Source organism: Achromobacter denitrificans NBRC 15125, from assembly GCF_001571365.1.
GTDB lineage: Bacteria > Pseudomonadota > Gammaproteobacteria > Burkholderiales > Burkholderiaceae_B > Achromobacter > Achromobacter denitrificans.
Genome location: NZ_BCTQ01000048.1, coordinates 19,485 through 39,779 on the forward strand (window position 1 = coordinate 19,485; position 20,295 = coordinate 39,779).

Genomic DNA, 20,295 nt, shown 5'->3' on the forward strand with positions numbered 1-20,295 from the left:
GGGGTCTTTGCGACTGCGGCGGAAATGTTAGCACCATTGCCCGGGCGCGCCGGCGGCCTCAGGCGCCGCCGTCCTTGCGGTAGGACGAGCGCTTGAGCGGCGGCAGTTTCCCCAGGGGCGCGCCGCGCGGATTGCGCGCGCCGCGGGCGGCCTTGAACAGCATGAACGCGAAGAACGCCAGGAAGAGGGCGGGCATCAGCTCGTCCAGGTCGGCGCGCCGGTTGACCAGCACGTCCACCGCGATGCGCACCGCGGCCCAGCCGGCCAGCACCCCCGCGACCGTCAGGACGATGCCGATCTTGCGCTGGCGGGCGCGGCGCGCGAGCGATTCCGCGCCCGGGTCTTCCTGGCCCGGGGCGGGCGCGGCAGAGGGGGAGGCGGCCGGGGCGGGCCGGGACGACGGGGCCGACTTGCCCCAGGGCGCGGTGGACAGCGGCTCCGCGGAGGCGGGCGCCGGGGGCGGCGCGGCATCGGGCGCCCGCCTGGCGGCTTCGCGCTTGGGCGGCACCTTGCCGGGCGTGGTGCCGCCGGCGCGGGTCAGATTCTCGATATAGCGCGCGAAATCGCCGTCCTTCGGCTCCGCATCTATGGCCATTCCCTTCTCTCTCCGGTTCAGTTGCCGCGGCGTTGGCGCGCCGGCACGCGGCGTTTGCGCAGCATCGCTATCAGCAGACCGCATCCTAGCAGCACGGAGAGCCCCGCGCCGATCATCATGGCGATCTGTTGCGCATTATCGGCCGCGCCCAGGCTGCGCGCGGTGATATAGCCCGGCGCCAGCATCAGCGGCATCCAGAGGATGGCGGACGTCACGTTGGCCAGCTGGAAGCGGCCTTGCGCCATGCCCATGACGCCCGCGACGGTGGGGATGGTGGAACGGATGGGGCCCAGGAAGCGGCCGATCAGCACCGAGGCGAAGCCGTAGCGGTAGAAAAACAGCCGCGCGCGCGCCACGCCGGTGCGCTGTTGCTTGAGCGGCCAGCGGCGCAGCACGCTCGGCCCCGCCCAGCGGCCCAGCCAGTACGACAGCGCATCGCCCACGATGGCGCCGGCGATGCCCCACACGAGGACGCTCCAGGGGCTCAGCGTGCCGGCGCCGATGAGGCCGCCGGTCAGCAGCATCAGGGCGGTGGCGGGGATGAACAGGCCCAGCAGCACCATGGACTCGCCCAGGGTCAGCAGGAAGGTGATCGGCCCGGCCCACGCCTGGTTGGTCTCGATGAAGAGGGCGATCTGGTCGATGTAATGGTCCATACGCGGAAAGTTGAAAATCAGCTGAATGCAATCAGGTATCTTAACGCCTGCATGGGCGGGCGCGCAGGGCGTAGTCCGTCCGGTTGAAGCTTATCGTCGGGGAAATATGGATTCGGTTACGCAAGCGGTGCTGGGCGCCGGAATACAGGGCGCGCTGATGGGGCGCTTCCAGGGGCGGCGGGCGCTCATCTACGGCGCGGCGCTGGCCACGGTGCCGGATCTGGACGTCCTGATGAGCTATCCCGACCCGGTGTCGCTCATGACCTACCACCGCGGGTTTTCGCACTCGGTCTTCGTCCTGACCGGCCTGGCCGCCTTGCTGGCGTGGCTGATCCGCAAATACTGGCCGCAGGCGCCCTACGGGGGGCGGCGCCTGTTCCTGACCTTATGGCTGGTACTGGTGACGCATCCCGTGCTGGACGCCTTCACGGTCTACGGCACGCAGCTGTTCTGGCCGCTGGCGCGCATACCGGAAAGCTGGTCCGCCATTTTCATCATCGATCCGGTCTATACCGTGCCGCTGCTGGCGGGCATGGTGTACGCCATCGCCGCCGGCATGACCCGGAACGCGCGCCGCCTGCTGGCCGCCGCGCTGGTGTTCAGCACCGCCTACCTGGGCTTCGGCCTGGCCGGCCGCTACGCCGCCGAGCACCGCGTGCGCGACGCGATGCAGGCCCAGGGCATCGCGGTCACCGAGCTGCGCGCCGTATCCATGCCCTTCAACACGCTGCTGTGGCGCGTCATCGCCAAGACGGCCGACGGCCACTACTACGAATCGGTCAGCAGCCTGTTCGACCGCGCTCCGCCGGAATGGCTGCGCCAGCCCTTGAACCTGGACGTGGGCCAGGCGCTGGCGGGCGTGCCGCTGCATGAGCGGCTGCGCTGGTTCACGGACGACTGGCTGCGCTACGACGCGATCGGCGACGCCTTGGTCGTGACCGACCTGCGCATGGGCATCGCCGGGCACTACACCTTCCGCTTCAAGATGGCGGAACGCGGCGCCGACGGCCAATGGCACGCCGTGACGCCGCAGTCCTGGCCCAGCCCGCGCGGCGGCTGGGAAGAAATCACACTCGTGTTCGGACGCATCACGCATGCCGAGCCGCCATTGCCGCTGGCGCAGTGGTCCGAGCAATCCTTGCGCTAGCAAGGGGAAACAGGCCGCGCGCCGCGATGAACATTCCAAGAACGGCCGCGGTCTTTACAGAGATTTATTGAATATAGAATTACTACTAACGTGATTTAGTTGCGTTCCTAAATACCTGAGTGCGGTCGATCCATACAGTGTCCATACCGCTGGAATTCGCACATGGCGCGCATGCCGTGGGCGTATTCCGGGGCCGTGGCACCCGGCAGTCCGGACCTTCCGCCAGCGTGCTGCGGACTTGCGGCCCGGCCTGCATCGGCAAGCGGGGGCCGCTCAACTCCAACTCAGGAATCGCAACATGAAACGCAGTCTCCTCGCATCCCTTCTTTCCTCCGGCGCGTTGCTCGCCGCCCTGGCGCCCGCCGCTTCCCATGCCCAGGCGTTCGACGGCCAGATCCGCTTCACGGGCAAGGTCTCGCCCGGGACGTGCAAGGTCAACGGCCAGGCGGGCGGTCTCGGCAACATCACGAGCGTGGATCTCGGGACCTACAAGGTGGCCGACTTGGCCTCCACGGCGCTGAACGCCAAGGTGACCGCCAGCGAAAAGCCCTTCATCATCGAGCTGACCAATTGCGACTTCAAGGGCTCGGCCGCCATTGCGTTCGACCAGGTCGCCGCACACATCAACCGGGCCAGCGGCAACCTGAAGATCAATACCACGCTGCCGGCGACCGGCTTGGAAATCGGCATCTGGAACACCGGCAACGGCAAGAGCCACAAGGTCAACCTGGGCCACGCCGAGGCCGATGTGCAGAAGATCGACTTCGATCCGACCCACGCGACGACTCCCACGTTTGGCGGCAAGCTGGAATTTTTGGCCGCCTACGTCAAGGTGGATAGCACCATCACCAATGGCAGCGCGGGTTCCGATATCGGCTTCCTCGTCGCCTACCAGTAATCCGAAGGCAACAGGAGCCGATGGCATGACGCCCATGGTGCGTACCGTTATTCGTTTGCTGGCCATGGGCGTCGTGGCATGGGCCGCCGGCGCCGGCATGGCGCGGGCGGCCCTGGTCCTGGAAGGCACGCGCATCGTGTTTCCAGGCGATGCCAAGGATGTCTCCATCCGGGTCCGCAACGCTGGCGACGAACCGCTGCTGGTGCAGTCCTGGCTGGACGACGGCAGGCCGAACGCCTCGCCCGACACGCTGGTCGTGCCGTTCCTGGTGTCGCCGGCGGTGACCCGGATCGAGCCGGCATCCAGCGGGGTGCTGCGGCTGTTCTACACCCGCCATCCCCTGCCGTCCGACCGGGAGTCCGTTTTTTATTTCAATGCGCTGGAAACGCCGCCCAGCAGCGGCAAGGAAAACGTCGTCGGCCTGAAATTCCGCACCCGGATCAAGCTGTTCTTCCGCCCGCCGGGCCTGCCGGGCCGAGTGGAGAACGCGCCGGCCAGCCTGCGGTGGTCGGCCGTCGCCGGCGGCGGATCGGTCGAGGTGCACAACCCGACGCCCTATTACGTGTCGTTGCTGTCGGTAGAAGTGGCGGCCAAGGGCGGCCGCCCCATCGGCGCGGGCAGCGGCATGGTGGCGCCCTACGGCAAGGAGCGCTTCAACCTTCCCGCGGGGACGCAGGCCGCCGCGAACCAGGCCGCGGTGCATTTCACGGTCATCAACGATTACGGCGGCACGCAGGCGTTCGACAGCCCATTGCTGGCGCCTTGACGGCCCGCAGGCCGGGCCTTTATTCATTCTTTTCATCTGGGATTCGAAACGATGTGTTGGTCGACGCAGGCTAGCGCGCGTCCGGGGCACTCGTGCGCGCAAAGAAGACGGAAGGCTGCCTGGCTGCCGGGCATCCTCTTGTCGGCGCTGATGGCGCCAGCCGGGGCTGACGGCGAACAGCAGGCCCCCGCGCGTTTTGACGTGAAGATGCTGGTTCGCGGCGTCGGCGACGAACAGATAGACCTCTCCCGTTTCGAACGCCCCAACATCGTGTCGCCCGGCCAGTACCGCGTCGACGTGCATGTGAACGGGCGATGGCGCGGCGCGCTGGCCATGGATTTCCGCGGTGCCGGCCCGGAAGGGGCGCAGCCTTGCTATACGGCCGAATTGCTGCGCAGCGTCGGCATCGATGTGGGCAAGATCGGCCGCAATGCCGCGGGGCGCGGCGAGCGGGAACTGGGCGACGTGCCGGCCTGCGACGGCCTCGCCAGCTACGTGCCCGGCGCGCAGGTGAAGTTCGACATGGCCGAGCAGATCCTGTCCCTGACCGTGCCGGCGTATTACCTCGATTCGGGCCGTGCCGGCAACTACGTGGACCCGGCCCACTGGGACCGCGGCGTCGCGGCGGCGCGGCTGGGCTACATAGCCAACCTCTATACGCAGGAAACGAACGGACGGCGCCGCAACCAGGGCTACCTGAACCTGAGGGGAGGGCTGAACGCCGGCGCCTGGCGCCTGCGGCATGACGGCTACGCGCGCTGGTCGTCCCGCGAGAAAGCCACCTACCAGCGAGGCCAGTTGTACGCCATGCGGGACCTGCCCGCCTGGCGCTCCCAGCTTCTGCTCGGGGAAACCTCGACGGACGGGCGCTATTTCGACGCGATCTCGTTTCGCGGCGTGAGGCTCAGCAGCGACGAGCGCATGCTGCCCGACGACCGGCGCGGCTACGTTCCCACGATCCGCGGCACGGCCCGGACCAATGCCGCGGTGAGCGTCTACCAGCGCGGGTTTCTGGTCTACGAAACGACGGTGGCGCCCGGCCCGTTCGCGATCGAGGACCTGAGCGCCGCCAGCTATGGAGGGGACCTTACGGTGCGGGTCACCGAAGCCGACGGCCAGGCCTCAAGCTTCATCGTGCCGTTCGCCACCGCCGTGGATCTGCTGCGCCCGGGAGAAACGCGCTATTCCGTGTCGGTGGGGCAGGCCATGGCGTCGGGCTACCGCGGCAGCGGCCAGCGCGTGTTCGAAGGCGTGGTGCGCTCGGGGCTGAGCGATCTGGTCACCGGCTATGGCGGCCTGGCCTTCAGCGACTACTACAGTTCGGCCTTGGCCGGCGCCGCATTGAACACGCGGATCGGAGCGTTCTCGGGCGACGCCACGATCGCCCGCGCCAACCTGCCCGGGGGGCGGACGTCCGGCGCCAGCTACCGCTTCTCCTACAGCAAGAACCTGCCCAATTCCGGCACCAGTTTTTCGCTGCTCGCGTACCGCTATTCGACCAGCGGGTTCGTGGGGCTGAACGAGGCCGTCGCGCTGCGCGACGCCCCGCATATCGGCGGCTACGGGGACCTGGGCAGGCTACGCAACCGGCTCGACACCTACGTCAACCAGGATCTGGGCGGATATGGCTCGATGTACCTGAATGGCTCGGCGCTGCAGTACTGGAACCGCCCGGGCAGCGCGTTCAACTACAGCGCCGGCTATCGCAGCCGCTGGGGCCCGGTGTCCTACGCGTTGAGCCTGCAGCGCGTGCATGCCCTTTCCCCGGGCGGCGGGCTGTACACGCCGGACCGCGCGCGCAGCACCGTCGTGGCCCTCAATCTGTCCATCCCGCTGGGCAGCGGCTCGTCGGCGACCGCGCCGATGTTCAGCAGCTATACCAGCCACAACAGCGTCTCGGGCACCGACACCGCCGCGGCGGTCTCGGGGGCGTTGGGGGACACCGGCAGGCTGAACTATTCGCTGTCGGCGTCCCGCAACAGCCGCATGGACACCTCCACCGCCAGCGGCAGCCTGGATTACAGCGCCTCTGCGGCCAGCGTGGGCGCCAGCGTGTCGCAAGGCGCGGGCTACCGCCAGGCCGGCATGCGGGCCCAAGGCAACGTGCTGGCCCACGCGGGCGGGTTGACCTTGTCGTCGTCGCTGGGCGAGACCGTCGGCCTGGTGCGCGCGCCCGACGCCGAGGATGCCCGCGTCGGCACGGACCGCGGCAGCCGCGTGGACGGCCGCGGCTACGGCCTGGTCGCCAACCTGGCGCCGTACCGCCTGAACACCGTGGAGCTCGACCCCGCGGACATGGCCGACGACGTGGAATTGCTGGCCAGTTCCCGCAGCGTGGCGCCGCGCGCCGGCGCCGTGGTGGTGCTGGACTATCCCACCCGCCGCGCCCGGCCGGTGCTGGTCAGCGTGCGGCAGCCCGATGGCGGCGTGCTGCCGTTCGGCGCCGAGGTCTTCGACCTTGCCAGCGGCGAATCCGTGGGCGCGGTCGGGCAGGGCAGCCGCATCGTCATGCGGGTGCGCGAAGACCAGGGCGAAATCCGCGTGCAGTGGGGGCCGGACGCCGCGCAGCGTTGCCGCGTCGGCTATCGCCTGCCGCCGCGCCAGGGGCGGCAGGACGGGTTCGACATGCTGGACGCGGTTTGCGAGCCCGAACCCGAGCCGCCGCCGCCGGCCGTCGGTTCGCCCGTGGCGGGGTTGTTGCCATGAGCCGCGCGCGCCGGCTGGCGCGGGCATGCGCATTCGCCGCGCTGGCGGCAAGCGCCGGCGCGGCGCGCGCCGATCTTTCCGTGGACGGCACGCGCTTCGTCTACCCGGCGCAGGAAAAGGCCATCACGCTGCGTGTCGGCAATCCCGGCAGCGCGCCCATCCTGGTGCAGATCTGGCTGGACCAGGGCGAGGCCCAGGACGACCTCGCCCGCTTGCGGGTGCCCTTCACGCCGATACCGCCGCTGTTCCGGCTGGACCCCGGCGAACGCAAGGCGGTCCAGCTGCGCTATACCGGCGAGCCGCTGCCCCAGGACCGCGAGTCGCAGTTCTGGATCAACTTCATGGACGTGCCCGAGGCGGGCGATCGCCGCGACGGGCTCAAGCTGCAGATCGGTCTGTCGATGAAGCTGCTGTTCCGGCCCAAAGGCCTGGCGGGCGACCCGCGCAAGGCGCCGGGCGAATTGCGCTGGACCTACGACGCGGCCGCTTCGGCGCTGGCGGCGGAAAACCCGACGCCCTACAGCGTAACCCTGAGGACGCTGCGCGTGCGCGGCGCGCGGGATGCGGGCCTGGAAGGCGTGACCGTGCCGCCCTACGGGTCGGCGCGCCTTTCCTGGCCGGGGCCGCTGCCGCGCGCCGCTGAGGAGCTCACGCTGGACTACGAAGCCGTGGACGACCTGGGGCTGGCGGCGGCGGGCAGCGCCCGGGCGATGGCCGCCGGTTCTTGACACTTCGCTTGCGGACGTCCGCGTCCGCGCGTTTTCTAGGAGAAAACCCATGTTCGACTTACGTTTGCCCGTTGCGCGGGCGGCGCTGGGCGGGCCCTGCGGCCAGGCGCTGGCGGGCGCGGCCTTGGCGGTCTGCCTGGCCGTGCCGGGCGAGGCAGCCACTGTGTCCAGGCCGGTGCAGGATTGCAAAATGCAGAGCCTCGCCGAAGGTGTGACCGCAGGCGGCCCCTGGAACCCGCCGCAGGTGGGCAATATCGGCGCCGGCGTGCCGGTGGGCACCGTGCTGGCCCGGCGCGCGATAGCGATTTCCTCGCAGTACAGGTATTCGATAGAGCAGACGGGTTCCGATGCTCGGCTGGTGCATGGCGGATATTGGAGCGGTCCGCCTCCGACGGGGAACTCCATTGTGCCGACCAACGTTCCCGGTATCGGTGTGCGCGTCAAGCTGGGCGATGCGTGGGAGCTCAAGTTCGAATCGGCGGCCGTCAGGGCCTATAGAACCAAGTCGCTGGAGACAGAATTTGTGTATCCCCAGCTCGATACCATGGAATCTCACGTCATTGTGGAGCTGGTCGTGACCGGAACGGTGCCGTCGGGAGCCCATCTGGTCACCGGGCAGGATCCCAACTTTCCCGCCTCGCAGATGCGGCTGAGAGTGGTGCAGATGGGTTCCCAGCCCGCCATCGGCGCCGATATTGCGAACGAGACCGGGCGGCTTCCGAGTTCAGGAGTCGTGTGCCGCTCCGACGCATGGTTCAGCATCGACGAACTGATCACCGTCGGGACGCAGCCTCCTCTCGTCACGGCCGTGTGCAATGTGGATGCCCGCTATGTGGGGTACGGGCGCGAGGTGGTGATGGGCCTCGTGGGATTGGGGAGCTTCCCCCGTCCGGGCGCGCGCGCCGGCGCCGTGCCGTTTTCCATTTCGCTCAGCGATTGCGCGGCGGGCGCCAGGCCCAAGCTGGCGCTCTATGCGGGGGCGCAGGGGCGGGTGCCCGGCGTGCCGGCCTTGAAGGTCGACCCGGGCGGGGCCCGCAACGTGGGCATCGTGCTGACCAGGCAGGGCGAAACCACGCCTTTGGCCATCGGCGCCGGCGCGGGGGACCTGACCTTCTACCCCTTTTCCGGCTCGCCTGCCGTCCAGGGGGCTACCGCCGATTTCAACCTGGAGGCGCACTATCAGCGCACGGACCACGACACGCCGGGGCAGCCGGGCGTCCGCCCGGGCCCGGCGAATTCCAGCGTGCGCTTCCAGGTGCGCTACGACTGATCCGCGCGGATCGGCGATACGGAAAAGCCCGGCGCTTTTGGCGCCGGGCTTTTTCATGTCCTTGCGGGGGGAGCCGCCCCCCGCGGCTTCCTCCCGTTAGAAGTAGTAATAGGGCGGATCGATCACCCCATAGTTGATGCCCGCCGGCGGCACCAGCGTGGCCTGGCCTTGCGCGAAGTTGCCCTGCATGACGCCGTAGTTGGCGCCGACCAGCCCGCCGTAGATTTGGCCCGCGTTGTTGCGGTAGTCGATCTTGCTGGCGGCGATGGAGTAGTTGATCGCGCCGAAGTTGACGCCGGCCAGGCCGCCCAGCGTCGCGCCGGTGGAGGTATAGCAGTAGCTGCCGTTGACCGAGCAGTTGTACGCGCCGATCACCGGGCCGCTGGCGGTGGAGTGCTCGATCTTGGCGTTCGCGTGGTTCACGCCCGCGATGCCGCCCAGGTTCGAGTAGTTGCCGCCGGCGACGCTGCCCCATGCCATGCCGGTGTTGATGGTGCCCGCGTTTTCCCCGGCGACGCCGCCCACATTGCTGTAGGCGCCGCCCTGCGCGCGGCTGGTCGAGCCCGAGGCCAGGATTACGCCCTGGCGCAGGTTGACGCCGACCAGCCCGCCCACCGACGCGTTGTTGCCGGCCCTGACGTCCAGCACGCGCGAGGTGCTGTAGGCGATCGTGCCGCTGTTATGGCCCGCCAGGCCGCCCGCGCGGGTGTTGGCGTTGCTGTAGGCCGCGCTGACCAGCGCGCCGCTGGCTTCGCCGTTGTCGATGGACGCGCCGAGGCCGTTGGCGCCCACCAGGCCGCCGATGCTCGACGCCGTGCCCGTGTCGCGCACGATACCGCCGGCCTTCACGTCGGCCAGCGCGCCGCCGGTGCCGTTCAGGCCGACCAGGCCGCCGGTGGAGGCGCCGTTGTACGCGACGACTTCGCCGGAGGCTTCGGACTGGCGGATCGAGCCGGTGTTCTCGCCGACCAGCCCGCCGGTATGGCTGCCGGCGCCGCTGGAAACGCGGCCGGTGCTGGTGCCGCCGACGATCGCGCTGGTGTCGCCGAGGCTCTTGCCGACCAGCCCGCCGACGCTGGCTTGGGCGTTGCCGGAAACCGCGCCGGCGCTGCTCACGCGCTCGATGAGTCCGTCCTGGTTCAGGCCCACGGCGCCGCCGGTGTTCACGTACGCGCTGCTGGCCGTGACGGCGGCCGTGGTGAGCGAGTCCGAGATCCGCCCGCCGAGGTTGGCGCCGGCCAGCCCGCCGATCCCGCCGGCGTCGTGGCGCAGCAGCGAGCCGCTGACGATGCCTTCGCTGCGGCTGCCCGTGATGATGCCTTCGTTGCGGGGAACGCTGCCCATGTTGACGCCGACCAGCCCGCCCAGCGCATAGGTCTGCGCGCCGCCGTAGACGCGGCCGGAGAAGCTGGAATTGTCGATCGTCCCGCCCTGGTTGGTGCCCACCAGGCCGCCGGTGGCGTTGGCGTAGTAGCCGTTGCCGTACAGCGTGGTGTTGGACACCTTGACGTTGGCGATGCGGCCGGTGTTGTAACCCACCAGGGTGCCGATGGACATGGGCCCCAGGTTGGGCTGGCCGGAACTGACGCCGATGGCGTCCAGGTTGAGGTCGCGGATCACGCCGGCCGAGGCCGCGAACAGGCCGGCGTTGGCGCCGCTGCCGCTGACGCTGAAGTTGCTGAGCTTATGGCCCAGGCCTTCGAAGCTGCCGTTGAACACGCCGCGCTGGCCGCCGATGGACTGGAACGTGCCCGAACCGCGCAGATCCATGCCCAGCACGTAGTAGCCGTAGAGGTTGTTGTTGACGGCCTGCATCTGCGCCAGGTTCTGGATGACCGTGTAATGCACGCCGTTGGAGGCGAAGCCGGCGTTGGTGCCGGACAGCGTGATCACGGCCTGGCCGGGCGCGCCGCCCAGCACGTAGTTGGCGGTGGGCGCCATGTGCGGGCCGGCGTTGGGGGCAGGCCTGGAGGTGTCGAGGGAGAGGCGGTTGGAGAGGCCGCTGAGCGTGATTTTGTCGTTGATGTCGATGCGTTCGTCGGCGGCCAGATTGAGCGCGGCCTGGCTGCCGGTGACGGTCAGCGCGCCGTTGACGGCAACCTTGCCGGCGCCGCCGTGCCGCGCGTCCAGCGTGAGCGCGTTTCCGCTGGCCCACGTGATCGGCGCGTTCACCGCCACGTCGCCGGCGGTGCTGCGCAGCTCGACGTTGGTGGTGGTGAGATTGCGCATCAGCGTATCGGCGTGGATCGTGGGCAGGGCCGCCGCGGCCGAGCTTTCGACATTCACGGCCGCGCTGCGGATGCGGAACGTGCCGGTGGCGCCGCTGCTGGCGCGGGTGTCGACCTCGGTGGCCAGGCGCACGGCCACGCGCTCGCCGGCGATGTCAACGGTGCCGCCGTTGCCGTAGGAGGTCAGGGCGCTGGCGTTCAGGCTGCCGCCCGCTTGCACCAGCCCGCGGTCGCCGCCGTCGAGCACGATCTTGCCGCTGCGGTTGTTCAGCGTCTTGGCTTCGATGACGCCGCTGTTGTTGACCACGGTTTCATACGGGCTGGCTGGCCCCGAATGGCGGGCCAGCAAGGCCACCTGGCCGCCGTTGGCCCGGATCGTGCCGGCGTTGCTGGCCAGGGCATAGGCGGACGGGGCGCTGATTTCCAGGTTGAGCGGCCCGTTGCCCATGCGCAGCGTGAACGCCTGGCCGGCGCCCAGCGCGACCGAGCCGCCGTCGGCCTGCAGCGCGCCGTAGTTGACGGCATGCGCGCCCAGCAGCGCGATCTCGCCGCCCGCCGAGGCGCGGATGGCGCCGTAGTTCTCGACCCGGCCGTTGGAAACGGGGCCCGCGTCGAACGCGAACACGCCGTTGACGTTGTTCATGAAGGCGTCGGGGTCGATGGCCCGGGCGGACGCGACCAGGCCGCCCACGTTGACCTGCGCGCCGGCGCCGAACACGATGCCGTTCGGGTTCACCAGGAACACCTTGCCCAGCGCGTTGATGGAGCCTGCGATCTGGCTCCGGGGCCCCCCGCCATTGATGTAGTTCAACGTCATGTCGTTCGGGCTCAGCTGGTTGAACGTCACGCGTTCATTGCCCTTGACGTCGAAGGACGTCCAATTGATCACGGCCTTCGACGAGGCTTGGTTGATGATTGTGTCCGTGGCGTTTTGCCAGACGGTGGCGCTGCCGCGGGCGACCGTGCCGCCCGTCGGGCCCGCAAGCGCGGACGGCGCCAGCGCCGTCAGGCCCGCCGCGGCCAGCGCCGCGGCGACCAGGCGGGCGCCCGTTACGCCGGACTTGCCGCGCCGGCGGGCGCATTCGCTGGCCACGGTCCAGCATGCCTTGCTGGCGTTCCATATCACTGCATGGGTCTTGTTCATGTCTTTCCTTAGGGTTGGAGAACGCGCCCGGCATGGCCGGGCGCGGTGCGACAGCACTCGGGAACGGCCGGTCAGAAGTACCGCGTGGCGCGCAGCCAGAATCGCGGTTCTGCCCGTGGGCCGCTGTGTTCGTCTTCTTTCTGGATGGGCCAGGCCATGGCCGCCATCACCTGGTGCCGCGGGCCGGATTGGGTCAGGCTCAGCCCGGCGGCGGACAGCCGCCGGGTGTTGCGGGCGTCGTTCCAGGGGCGCCGGTTCACGGTGACGCGGCCGGCGTCGGCGAATGCGGCCAATTGCAGGCCCGGCATGGGCAGATAGCGCAGCTCCGCGGTGGCCTGCCAGCCCTGGTCGCCGCTGGCCTCGCCATTGGCGAAGGCGCGCACGCCATAGGGGCCGCCCAGGCTGAATTCCTCGGAGCCGTCCAGGTTCCGGGTGGCCAGCTGGCCGTTGACCTGGGCGTACAGCGTGAAAGGCCCGGGCAGGTTCTGCTGGCGCAGCAGCGTCAGGTTGGCCTTGCCGAAGCCGCCCGCGCTTTGCGTATAGGCCTGGTCGACGGCGCGCAGGCGCGCGCTGTCCAGCCGCAGCGATCCCCATCCGTAGGACAGGAGCGCGGCGCTGCGTCCGCCGCCGAACAGCCCGTCTTCGCCGCTGGCCGTCAGGGAGGCGGTGGCGATTTGCACGCGCTTGCCGTCGCGGACGGAAAACACGTCCATCGCGTCGCTCAGGCGCTTGTCTTCGTATGTCAGCTGCGCGCGCAGCTGGAACTGGCGTCCGTAGACCAGGGGCTGCTCGACGAAAAAGCCCGTGGTGCGCGCGGTCCCGTGCGCCTCCAGGATGTCGAACTCGCGGCCCAACGCATAGCGCATGTGCGACACGTTCATGCCCAGGCGGGTCAGCGCGGGCCCCACGGGCACGCGATAGGCCGCCTGGTAGTAGCGCTGGCGCCCGTCGCTGGCCAGGAGGCGCAGGCCGAGCTGGTCTCCCAGGCGCAAGGGGCTGTCGATGTCCAGGTTGCCGCTCAGGCGGTATTCGCCGGTGTAGTAGCCGCCGAAGTTGTCGGCCTCGATGCTGCCGGTTGCCAGCGGCGTGGGCGCGGCGTCGACGCGCAGCGTGGTCGATCCTGGCGCGGCGCCGGGGCGCAGCGTGCCCTGCACCGCGGCGCCGGGCAGCTCGTTCAGGGCTTGCAGGCGGCTTTCCAGGCGGTCGATGTGCACCGCGTCGCCGGCCTTCAGGGCCGACAGCCCCCGGCGCAGCACCGCGTCGTCGACGCGGGAGCGGTTGTCGAGCGTGATGTCGTCATACACGCCTTCCTGCACGGCGATCGTCACCACGCCGTCTTCGATTTCCTGGGGCGGCAGGTAGGCTCGCGCCAGCAGGTAGCCGCGGTCCTGGTAGTAGCGGGTGATGCGGTCGGCCGCGGCGCGCAGGCCGTCCAGGTCTTGTTCGGTGCCGATGAGGTCCGCCAGCAAGGCCTGCAGCGCCGCCTCGTCGTAGAGGCGGTTGCCGGTAAGGATGAATCGGCGCAGACGCAGGAGGGAGCCGCCGCGGTCGCCGGTGGCCGAGGGGGAGGCGGGCGGCGTGGCGGAATCGTCCAGCATCGGGCGCGAGGGCCGCGGCGAGGCGGCCGGCATCGTGTTCTCGATATTGCGCATCGACCGGCCCGCGTCGGGAATCTGGGCGCGGACCGCGGGCGGCCCGGCGCACAGCAGCAGGCAGGCCAGGCCGGCGCGCAGGCGGCGCCGGGCCGGCTGGAAGGGCGGGGGAAGCGGCGCTGCGGGGGTGACGGGATGCGGTGCGGAACGCGTCGCGGCAAGAGGGCGAAACAACATGAACTCGCTGCCGTCCGCGTGGACGGATCCTATTTTTTCCGGGCAAACGGGACCTGCCCGCGCCGGTTGTTAAGCTGGGTGTCGGACCCACAAACTATAGGTAGCGAGGTGAACGGAAGATTTAGTAATTGTCCGAATTAACGCAGCAAGTATTCCTAAAACGTAGAAGCATGGATCGCTGGAAGCGCGCCTGCCTCGGCGGCGCCGCATCCCTTGCCGGCGTTGCGCTTGCGGCTCGCCCGAAGGCTTTTTTTCCGCTTGCGGCCGCGTTGCGCGGCGCCGTCGGGCAGGCTGTTTTGAGCCGTTTCCGGCCGGGACTGTCGTTTAGAATTTCCTGCAGGCATGGCCAAGGCAGGCAGTGCAAAACAAGGCGCTTGCTTCCTGGCGTCCGATCTGTGGGAGTGAAGGTGTCCGATCTCAGCATACGTGTAGCGATTGCAGACGATCATCCTGTGGTGCTGCGGGGCCTGGCTTCCGAACTGGAGCGCAACCCCGCGATACGTCTCGTCGGACAGGCAACCGACTCCACCGAACTGATCGCCCTGCTGGACAGGAATTCCTGCGACGTGCTCGTGCTGGACTACGCGATGCCCGGCGGCAGCCATGGCGATGGCCTGGTGCTGATCTCCCATCTGCGCCGCCGCTGGCTCGACCTGCGCGTGGTGCTCTACACGATGGTCGACAATCCCGCGCTTCTGCTTGCGATCGTCAAGCACGGGGTCAAGGCCGTGGTCAGCAAATCGGATTCGATGTCGCGGCTGGTCGACGGCGTCTATGCCGCGCACGGCGGCCGCCGGTACTACTCGCCGCTCATCAAGGACATGCTGCTGGAAACCATGATGGTGGCCGAAACCGACAGGCTCACGCCCCGCGAGGCCGAGATCGTGCGGCTGTTCTGCGCGGGCGGCACCATCACCGAAATCGCCGAGCGCCTGCATCGCAGCGTCCAGACCGTCAGCACCCAGAAGCGCAGCGCCATGCGCAAGCTGGGCGTGAGCCGCGACGTCGATCTCATCAAGCTGTTCAGCGACATCCCGCAGAAGACGCAGGCCGCGCAGGGCTGAACGCGGCCCGGCGCTTCCTTTCCGCCTGCCGCGGCGAAGCCGACCCCTCCCTCTCATCGTCCCCATCGTCCTGTTGCTTGCGCTGGCTGGCGCCACGGGCACATCTTGACCCTGCTTCAACGCCTGCATTATTCTTGTTCTTTATTAAGGAACCTTAGTTCCTTTTTTCGGAACTTAATATGAGCATATTGGATGGCGTGCAGCGCGTGCTGGGGCTGTACGCGGACGGGGCGACGGAGCTGAGCTTCACGGACGTGGCGGCGCGCCTGGCGCTGCCCAAGAGCAGCGCGTCGCGCCTGCTCAACCAGATGCTGAACTACGGCCTGCTGGACCAGGATGCCGCCACGCGCCGCTACCGGCCGGGCGCGTTGCTGGCCCGGGTGGCGCGCGTCGGCATGGCCGCGACCCCGCTCGATGACGCCTGTCGCGTGGTGCTCGCCCGTCTGTCGGACGACAGCGGCCTCACCGCCTATCTTTCCACCCTGAACCAGCGTGAAACCGTGGTGCTGCAGCGCCTCAACGGCTCGCATCCGGTTCAGGTGCTGTCGCCGCCGGGGTCGCGCCGCGCCGCCTCGGGCACGGCCATGGGCCGGGCGCTGCTGTCGCGCCTGAGCGAAGCCGAATTCGAGGCGCTTTACGGCGCCGACGCGGACCAGCCGCTGCCCGTCGAAGGGCGGGATTGCCCCGCCACCGTCGGCGAACTGGCGCGCCTGGTCGCGCGGATCCGCGCCGACCGTTGCGCCGTCGCCATCGACCAGGCCATGCCCGGCATCGGCGCGGTGGCCGCCGCGCTGCGCGATCCCGCCACGGGCGAGCTGCGCGGCCTGTGCCTGTCCTTCGTGTCCTTCCAGGCCGACGCCGATCGCGTCGCGCGGCTGCGCGAATCCGTGCTGCAGCAGGTGGGGGCGCTGGGGCGCGAAGTGAACGATCCCTACTGGCTTGCCTGAATCTCCATCCTCCCTTACGGAAATCCCTAGATGAATCTCCTGCTTCTCAGCAATTCCAGCAGCGATGCCGGCTACCTGACGCATGCCTTGCCCGACATCCGCGAGCTGGTCGCGTCGCTGCCGCAAGGCGCGTCCGCCGTCTTCGTGCCTTTTGCCGGCGTGACCCGCGGTTGGGACGACTACACCGCGCTGGTGGCATCTGCGCTGGCCGATACCGGCCTGGACATCCAGGGCCTGCACCGCGCCGCGGATCCGGCGGCCGCCCTGGAAAGCGCCGCCCTCATCATCGTGGGCGGCGGCAATACCTTCAACCTGCTGGGGCAGCTGCGCCGCCAGGGGCTGCTCGACGTCGTGGCGCGCTGCGTGCGCCAGGGCGCGGCCTACCTGGGATGGAGCGCCGGATCGAACCTGGCCTGCCCGAGCATCTGCACCACCAACGACATGCCCATCACGGACCCGGAGGGCTTCGACGCGTTGGGCCTGCTGTCTTTCCAGATCAATCCGCACTACACCAATGCCCATCCGCCCGGACACCGCGGCGAGACCCGCGCGCAGCGCCTGGCGGAGTTCTGCGCGCTGAACCCCGAGATGCCCGTCCTGGGCCTGCCGGAAGGCGCCGGGCTGCGCGTGCGCGCAGAACGCATCACCCTGATCGGGCCGCATGACGCGCCGCTGTTCCTGGGCCAGGAAGAACCGCGCGCCTTCCGTCCGGGCCTGCTGGAGATCCCGGCATGAAGCAGGTCATCGACACCATCGAACTCCTGTCCTCGGCCCACGTGACGGGCGTGGCGGTGGCCCGCCAGCTGCGCGACGCCGGCAACTGCGAAGTGGAAGTGACCCGGCTTGAGCGCGACGGCGCCGCCACGGAGTTTCTGTCCATCGTCATTCCGGGCGCCGACGAGGCCGCGCCGCAACTGGGCATCGTCGGCCGCCTGGGCGGCATCGGCGCGCGCCCCGCCGTCACCGGCCTGGTGTCCGACAGCGATGGCGCGGTGGTCGCCATCGCCGCGGCGTTCAAGCTGATGGCCATGGCGCGGCAGGGCGACGTCCTGCCCGGGACGGTGCGCATCCGCACGCACATCTGCCCGCGCGCCGGCACGCGCCCGCACCATCCGGTGCCGATGATGCGTTCGCCGTTCCCCATGCGCGAGATGATGTCGCACGAAGTCGATCCGCGCATGGACGCGATCCTGTCGGTGGACACCACGCGCGGCAACCGCCTCGTCAACAGGCGCGGCGTGGCGCTGACGCCCGTGGCCAGGCAGGGCTATCTGCTGCGCATCCCGGAAACCATGCTGGACGTGATGGGCTGGGTGAGCGGCGAATTGCCCGTGACCCTGCCGCTGACCACGCAGGACATCACCCCCTACGAAAACGGCTTGTGGCACGTGAACTCGCTGATGCAGCCCGCGATCGTCACGGATGCCCCGGTGGTGGGCGTGGCGCTGACCGCGCAGACGACCGTGCCGGGCTGCGCCACCGGCGTCACCAACGCGGTCGACGCCGACGTCGCCATGCGCTTCTGCATCGAGATCGCCAAGCTGTTCGGGCAAGGCGCCATGACCTTCTCGGACGACGCCGAATGGGCGGCGCTGCAGGCCCGCTACGGTTCCATGGCGCACCTGCAGACCGTGGGCCGCGAACCCGGGGGCGCCGCATGAGCGCGCATCCGCGGCGGCGCGTGGCGTTCTTCACCATCGGGCAATCGCCGCGCAGCGACGTGGTGCCCGAGATGGCGCCGCTCCTGGGCGAGCGCGTGCGCATCGACGAGTTCGGCGCGCTCGACGGCCTGGACGCGGCGGCGCTTGCCGCCATGGCGCCGCGCCCGGGCGAGTACCGCTACGCCACGCGGCTGCGCGACGGATCGCAGATCGAACTGGACGCGGCCGCCGCCGAGGCCCGGCTGGCCGAAGTCATGGCCCAGGCCGAAGTCATGGCCCAGGCCGATGCCGCGGGCTACGACGCGCTGGTGCCGCTGTGCACGGGCACGGCCATCGCGCCGATGCGCACCCTGGTGGTCGAGCCGCAGCAGGTCGTCGATCACCTGGTCGCCGGGCTGGCGGAGCATTGCCGCAAGGTGGGGCTGGTGGTGCCGCTGGAGGCGCAGGTCGACGCCTTCCACATGGTGGTGCCCTTGTCTTGCGAAAGCCAGGTCGTCCATGCCTCGCCCTACGAGGCAGACCCCGGGCAGGCCGAGCGCAATTTCGCGCGGGCGGGCAGGGAGCTGGCGTCCTGCGATCTGATCGTCATGCATTGCATGGGCTATGCCGAGCGCATGCGCGCGGCCGTGGCGCAGGCCGCGGGCCGCCCCGTGTTGCTGTCGAACCGCATGGTGGCGCGCACGCTCGCGCAGATACTGGAATAACGCCGCCGGAGCGATCCCGCGACCTCGCCGCGCCTGGCAATCCGGCGCGGCCGGGGCGGGCGAGCGGCGAGAGGAGACGAGGTCATCTCCGTCAAACGATTATTGGGAGTGTTTTCATGATTAGCCGTACTTTGCACCGCGCCGCTGGCGCTCTGTTCGCCGTTTCCGCCCTGGCGGCCACGCCGGCCCTGGCCGCCGATGCCTGGAAGCCTTCCAAGCCCGTGCGGCTGCTGGTGGGCTTCGCGCCCGGCGGCTCGGCCGACACGCTGGCGCGCCTCTTGGCCGAGCCGCTGTCGCAGCGCCTGGGCCAGCCCGTCGTCGTCGAAAACCTGGCCGGCGCCGGCGGCAACATCATGGCCTATCGCCTGAGCCAGTCGTCCGCCGACGGCTATACCATCGGCATCGCCGCGGCCGGCTCCATGGCCATCACCCACGTCCTGAATCCCAAGGGCACGAACTACAAGCCCGCCGACTTCACCCCGATCACGCTGGCCGCGGTGCAGCCCAACGTGGTCATCGTGAACAAGGACGTGCCGGCCAACAACCTCGCCGAACTGAAGGAATACTTCCAGAAGACGCCGAGCGCCACCTACGGCACGGCGGGCGTGGGCATTTCCAACCACCTGATCGCGGAAACCATGCTGTACAAGCTGGGCGTGAAGGTGCCGCATGCGGCCTACCGCGGCGCGGCCCCCGTCATCACCGACCTGCTGGGCGGCCACATCGCGATGACGATGGACAACATCTCCACCGCCGCGCCGCTGGCGTTGCAAGGCAAGGTGAAGGCCATCGGCGTCGCCTCGCTCAAGCGCGCGCCCCAGCTGCCCGACGTGCCCACGCTGGACGAGCAGGGCCTGAAGGGCTTCGACATGCCCACCTGGCAAGGCGTGTTCGCGCCGGCCGGCCTGCCCGCCGACGTGCTGGCCGCCTACTACGCCGCGCTGCAGGACGTGCTGAAGCAGCCCGCGCTGATCGAGAAGATGGCCGGCCTGGGTTCCGAGCCGGTCACCGGCATGACGCCCGAGCAGTTCGGCCAGTTCCTGGAAAAGGATCGCCAGCAATGGGCCGACATCGTCAAGGCGGCGAACATCAGCCTGTAGGATGGGTGGAGCGCGAGAGTTCTTAAGCTAGAAAACCGCCCTCCAGCGCGCCAAACCCATGCGGCCATGGGCAGATTGTGCCTGGCATCGACTGGAAAACAACCGATTGCGGCAGCATGGGTTACGCGCGTTGGATACTTGAGTTCTTGCCCAGGAACTGCCGCGCTTCACCCATCCTACGCCTGCCCTGCAGAACGCGGCGAACATCAGCCGTAGGATGGGTGGAGCGCGAGAATTCGTAGGATGGGTGGAGCGCGAGAATTCTTAAGTGAGAACCCCGCCCTCCAGCGCGCGAAACCCATGCGGCCGTAGGCAGATTGTGCCTGGCCTCGACTAGAAAACAACCGATTGCGGCAGCATGGGTTACGCGCGCTGGATACTTGAGTTCTTGCCCAGGAACTGCCGCGCTTCACCCATCCTTGTATGGTTCTGTAGCCCCCACCGAAATGTGTTCAGTGGGAGCTGGGGATCGGGACACACCCATCCATCAGCCGTTCGCGCGGACTGACGTCGGTAGATATCCCACCCCGCCCAAACACGTCGATTAAGAATCTAGCGGCCAAGACCGCCGATTGATCGCAAGGTAACGCATCGGGCGCGGCTTCCCCAGCAGGCATAACGCTATCGCAAGGGTTCTACAGATGCAAATCGCAGTGTCTTTTTTCGGCGCAGATGTGGGCAAGGCCGAGATCGTCGTGGCCGATCATGGCCGTGCCAAGCCCGTCACCAAAATCCTCAAGAACACGCCCAGCAGTCTGAGCAAATGGCTGCAAACCCTGCCGCAAGGCAGCGTGCTTGCCATGGAGTCCACCGGCGGCTACGAGCGCATGTTGGCTGACCTGGCCCACGAGT

General features: G+C 69.0%; 16 protein-coding genes and 1 pseudogene. 13 read left to right on the forward strand and 4 right to left on the reverse strand.

Annotation, left to right across the window (positions count from 1 at the left end):
* Window positions 1-58 precede the first annotated feature (58 nt).
* Together ADE01S_RS27285 and ADE01S_RS27290 are read right to left on the reverse strand one after the other, a co-directional pair.
* Window positions 59-595: a hypothetical protein gene (locus tag ADE01S_RS27285; RefSeq protein WP_062684909.1), complete on the reverse strand. Its 537-nt coding sequence runs from the start codon at window positions 593-595 to the stop codon at window positions 59-61.
* Window positions 596-612: 17 nt separating this feature from the next.
* On the reverse strand, window positions 613-1,251 hold the full coding sequence (locus ADE01S_RS27290; RefSeq protein ID WP_062684910.1) for a DedA family protein: 639 nt from the start codon (window positions 1,249-1,251) through the stop codon (window positions 613-615).
* A gap of 106 nt (window positions 1,252-1,357) precedes the next feature.
* Between ADE01S_RS27290 and ADE01S_RS27295 the strand changes: the two genes are divergently transcribed.
* The 6 genes from ADE01S_RS27295 (at window position 1,358) to ADE01S_RS27320 (ending at window position 8,766) form a co-directional block, all read left to right on the forward strand.
* Window positions 1,358-2,398 carry a metal-dependent hydrolase gene (locus tag ADE01S_RS27295; RefSeq protein WP_062684911.1) on the forward strand — a complete coding sequence of 347 codons (1,041 nt, stop codon included), beginning with the start codon at window positions 1,358-1,360 and terminating at the stop codon, window positions 2,396-2,398.
* 298 nt (window positions 2,399-2,696) lie between these two features.
* On the forward strand, window positions 2,697-3,296 hold the full coding sequence (locus ADE01S_RS31850; RefSeq protein WP_062684912.1) for a fimbrial protein: 600 nt from the start codon (window positions 2,697-2,699) through the stop codon (window positions 3,294-3,296).
* A 25-nt stretch (window positions 3,297-3,321) separates the two neighbouring features.
* Complete coding sequence (locus ADE01S_RS27305; RefSeq protein WP_062684913.1) at window positions 3,322-4,062, forward strand: fimbria/pilus periplasmic chaperone; 741 nt, start codon at window positions 3,322-3,324, stop codon at window positions 4,060-4,062.
* A gap of 207 nt (window positions 4,063-4,269) precedes the next feature.
* Window positions 4,270-6,768: a fimbria/pilus outer membrane usher protein gene (locus ADE01S_RS27310; RefSeq protein WP_232482136.1), complete on the forward strand. Its 2,499-nt coding sequence runs from the start codon at window positions 4,270-4,272 to the stop codon at window positions 6,766-6,768.
* Window positions 6,765-7,496, forward strand: coding sequence for a fimbrial biogenesis chaperone (locus ADE01S_RS27315; protein WP_062684915.1), 732 nt, complete (start codon window positions 6,765-6,767; stop codon window positions 7,494-7,496). The genes ADE01S_RS27310 and ADE01S_RS27315 overlap by 4 nt, the downstream gene beginning before the upstream one ends.
* 49 nt (window positions 7,497-7,545) lie before the next feature.
* On the forward strand, window positions 7,546-8,766 hold the full coding sequence (locus ADE01S_RS27320) for a fimbrial protein (protein WP_062684916.1): 1,221 nt from the start codon (window positions 7,546-7,548) through the stop codon (window positions 8,764-8,766).
* A gap of 96 nt (window positions 8,767-8,862) precedes the next feature.
* Here the strand turns inward: ADE01S_RS27320 and ADE01S_RS27325 are convergent, their stop codons facing one another.
* Window positions 8,863-12,138, reverse strand: a complete 3,276-nt coding sequence (locus ADE01S_RS27325; protein ID WP_062684917.1) for a two-partner secretion domain-containing protein — start codon at window positions 12,136-12,138, stop codon at window positions 8,863-8,865.
* Window positions 12,139-12,209: 71 nt separating this feature from the next.
* Complete coding sequence (locus ADE01S_RS27330; RefSeq protein ID WP_228468505.1) at window positions 12,210-13,967, reverse strand: ShlB/FhaC/HecB family hemolysin secretion/activation protein; 1,758 nt, start codon at window positions 13,965-13,967, stop codon at window positions 12,210-12,212.
* Window positions 13,968-14,374: 407 nt separating this feature from the next.
* Between ADE01S_RS27330 and ADE01S_RS27335 the strand changes: the two genes are divergently transcribed.
* From ADE01S_RS27335 to ADE01S_RS27365, 7 genes and pseudogenes are all read left to right on the forward strand, one after another.
* Complete coding sequence (locus ADE01S_RS27335; protein ID WP_062684925.1) at window positions 14,375-15,031, forward strand: response regulator; 657 nt, start codon at window positions 14,375-14,377, stop codon at window positions 15,029-15,031.
* Window positions 15,032-15,210: 179 nt separating this feature from the next.
* On the forward strand, window positions 15,211-15,978 hold the full coding sequence (locus ADE01S_RS27340; RefSeq protein ID WP_062684918.1) for an IclR family transcriptional regulator: 768 nt from the start codon (window positions 15,211-15,213) through the stop codon (window positions 15,976-15,978).
* Window positions 15,979-16,008: 30 nt separating this feature from the next.
* Entirely contained in the window at window positions 16,009-16,713 is a 705-nt protein-coding gene (gene pepE / locus ADE01S_RS27345; protein WP_062684919.1) for a dipeptidase PepE, read from the forward strand.
* A complete protein-coding gene (locus tag ADE01S_RS27350) occupies window positions 16,710-17,639 on the forward strand; it encodes a DUF1177 domain-containing protein (RefSeq protein WP_062684920.1) in 930 nt (309 codons plus the stop codon). Before pepE ends, ADE01S_RS27350 begins: the two co-directional genes overlap by 4 nt.
* Complete coding sequence (locus ADE01S_RS27355; RefSeq protein WP_062684921.1) at window positions 17,636-18,343, forward strand: AroM family protein; 708 nt, start codon at window positions 17,636-17,638, stop codon at window positions 18,341-18,343. The genes ADE01S_RS27350 and ADE01S_RS27355 overlap by 4 nt, the downstream gene beginning before the upstream one ends.
* A 116-nt stretch (window positions 18,344-18,459) precedes the next feature.
* A complete protein-coding gene (locus ADE01S_RS27360) occupies window positions 18,460-19,443 on the forward strand; it encodes a Bug family tripartite tricarboxylate transporter substrate binding protein (protein WP_062684922.1) in 984 nt (327 codons plus the stop codon).
* Window positions 19,444-20,084: 641 nt separating this feature from the next.
* Window positions 20,085-20,295, forward strand: a pseudogene (locus tag ADE01S_RS27365) (IS110 family transposase); the annotation flags it as partial.

Coding starts and splice junctions, on each gene's coding strand:
- ADE01S_RS27290 (WP_062684910.1), bottom strand. CDS start 1,251: ATGGACCATTACATCGACCAGATCGCCCTCTTCATCGAGACCAACCAG.
- ADE01S_RS27305 (WP_062684913.1), top strand. CDS start 3,322: ATGACGCCCATGGTGCGTACCGTTATTCGTTTGCTGGCCATGGGCGTC.
- ADE01S_RS27360 (WP_062684922.1), top strand. CDS start 18,460: ATGATTAGCCGTACTTTGCACCGCGCCGCTGGCGCTCTGTTCGCCGTT.
- ADE01S_RS27350 (WP_062684920.1), top strand. CDS start 16,710: ATGAAGCAGGTCATCGACACCATCGAACTCCTGTCCTCGGCCCACGTG.
- ADE01S_RS27340 (WP_062684918.1), top strand. CDS start 15,211: ATGAGCATATTGGATGGCGTGCAGCGCGTGCTGGGGCTGTACGCGGAC.
- ADE01S_RS27285 (WP_062684909.1), bottom strand. CDS start 595: ATGGCCATAGATGCGGAGCCGAAGGACGGCGATTTCGCGCGCTATATC.
- ADE01S_RS27330 (WP_228468505.1), bottom strand. CDS start 13,967: ATGTTGTTTCGCCCTCTTGCCGCGACGCGTTCCGCACCGCATCCCGTC.
- pepE (WP_062684919.1), top strand. CDS start 16,009: ATGAATCTCCTGCTTCTCAGCAATTCCAGCAGCGATGCCGGCTACCTG.
- ADE01S_RS27355 (WP_062684921.1), top strand. CDS start 17,636: ATGAGCGCGCATCCGCGGCGGCGCGTGGCGTTCTTCACCATCGGGCAA.
- ADE01S_RS27295 (WP_062684911.1), top strand. CDS start 1,358: ATGGATTCGGTTACGCAAGCGGTGCTGGGCGCCGGAATACAGGGCGCG.
- ADE01S_RS27325 (WP_062684917.1), bottom strand. CDS start 12,138: ATGAACAAGACCCATGCAGTGATATGGAACGCCAGCAAGGCATGCTGG.
- ADE01S_RS27320 (WP_062684916.1), top strand. CDS start 7,546: ATGTTCGACTTACGTTTGCCCGTTGCGCGGGCGGCGCTGGGCGGGCCC.
- ADE01S_RS27310 (WP_232482136.1), top strand. CDS start 4,270: ATGCTGGTTCGCGGCGTCGGCGACGAACAGATAGACCTCTCCCGTTTC.
- ADE01S_RS27315 (WP_062684915.1), top strand. CDS start 6,765: ATGAGCCGCGCGCGCCGGCTGGCGCGGGCATGCGCATTCGCCGCGCTG.
- ADE01S_RS31850 (WP_062684912.1), top strand. CDS start 2,697: ATGAAACGCAGTCTCCTCGCATCCCTTCTTTCCTCCGGCGCGTTGCTC.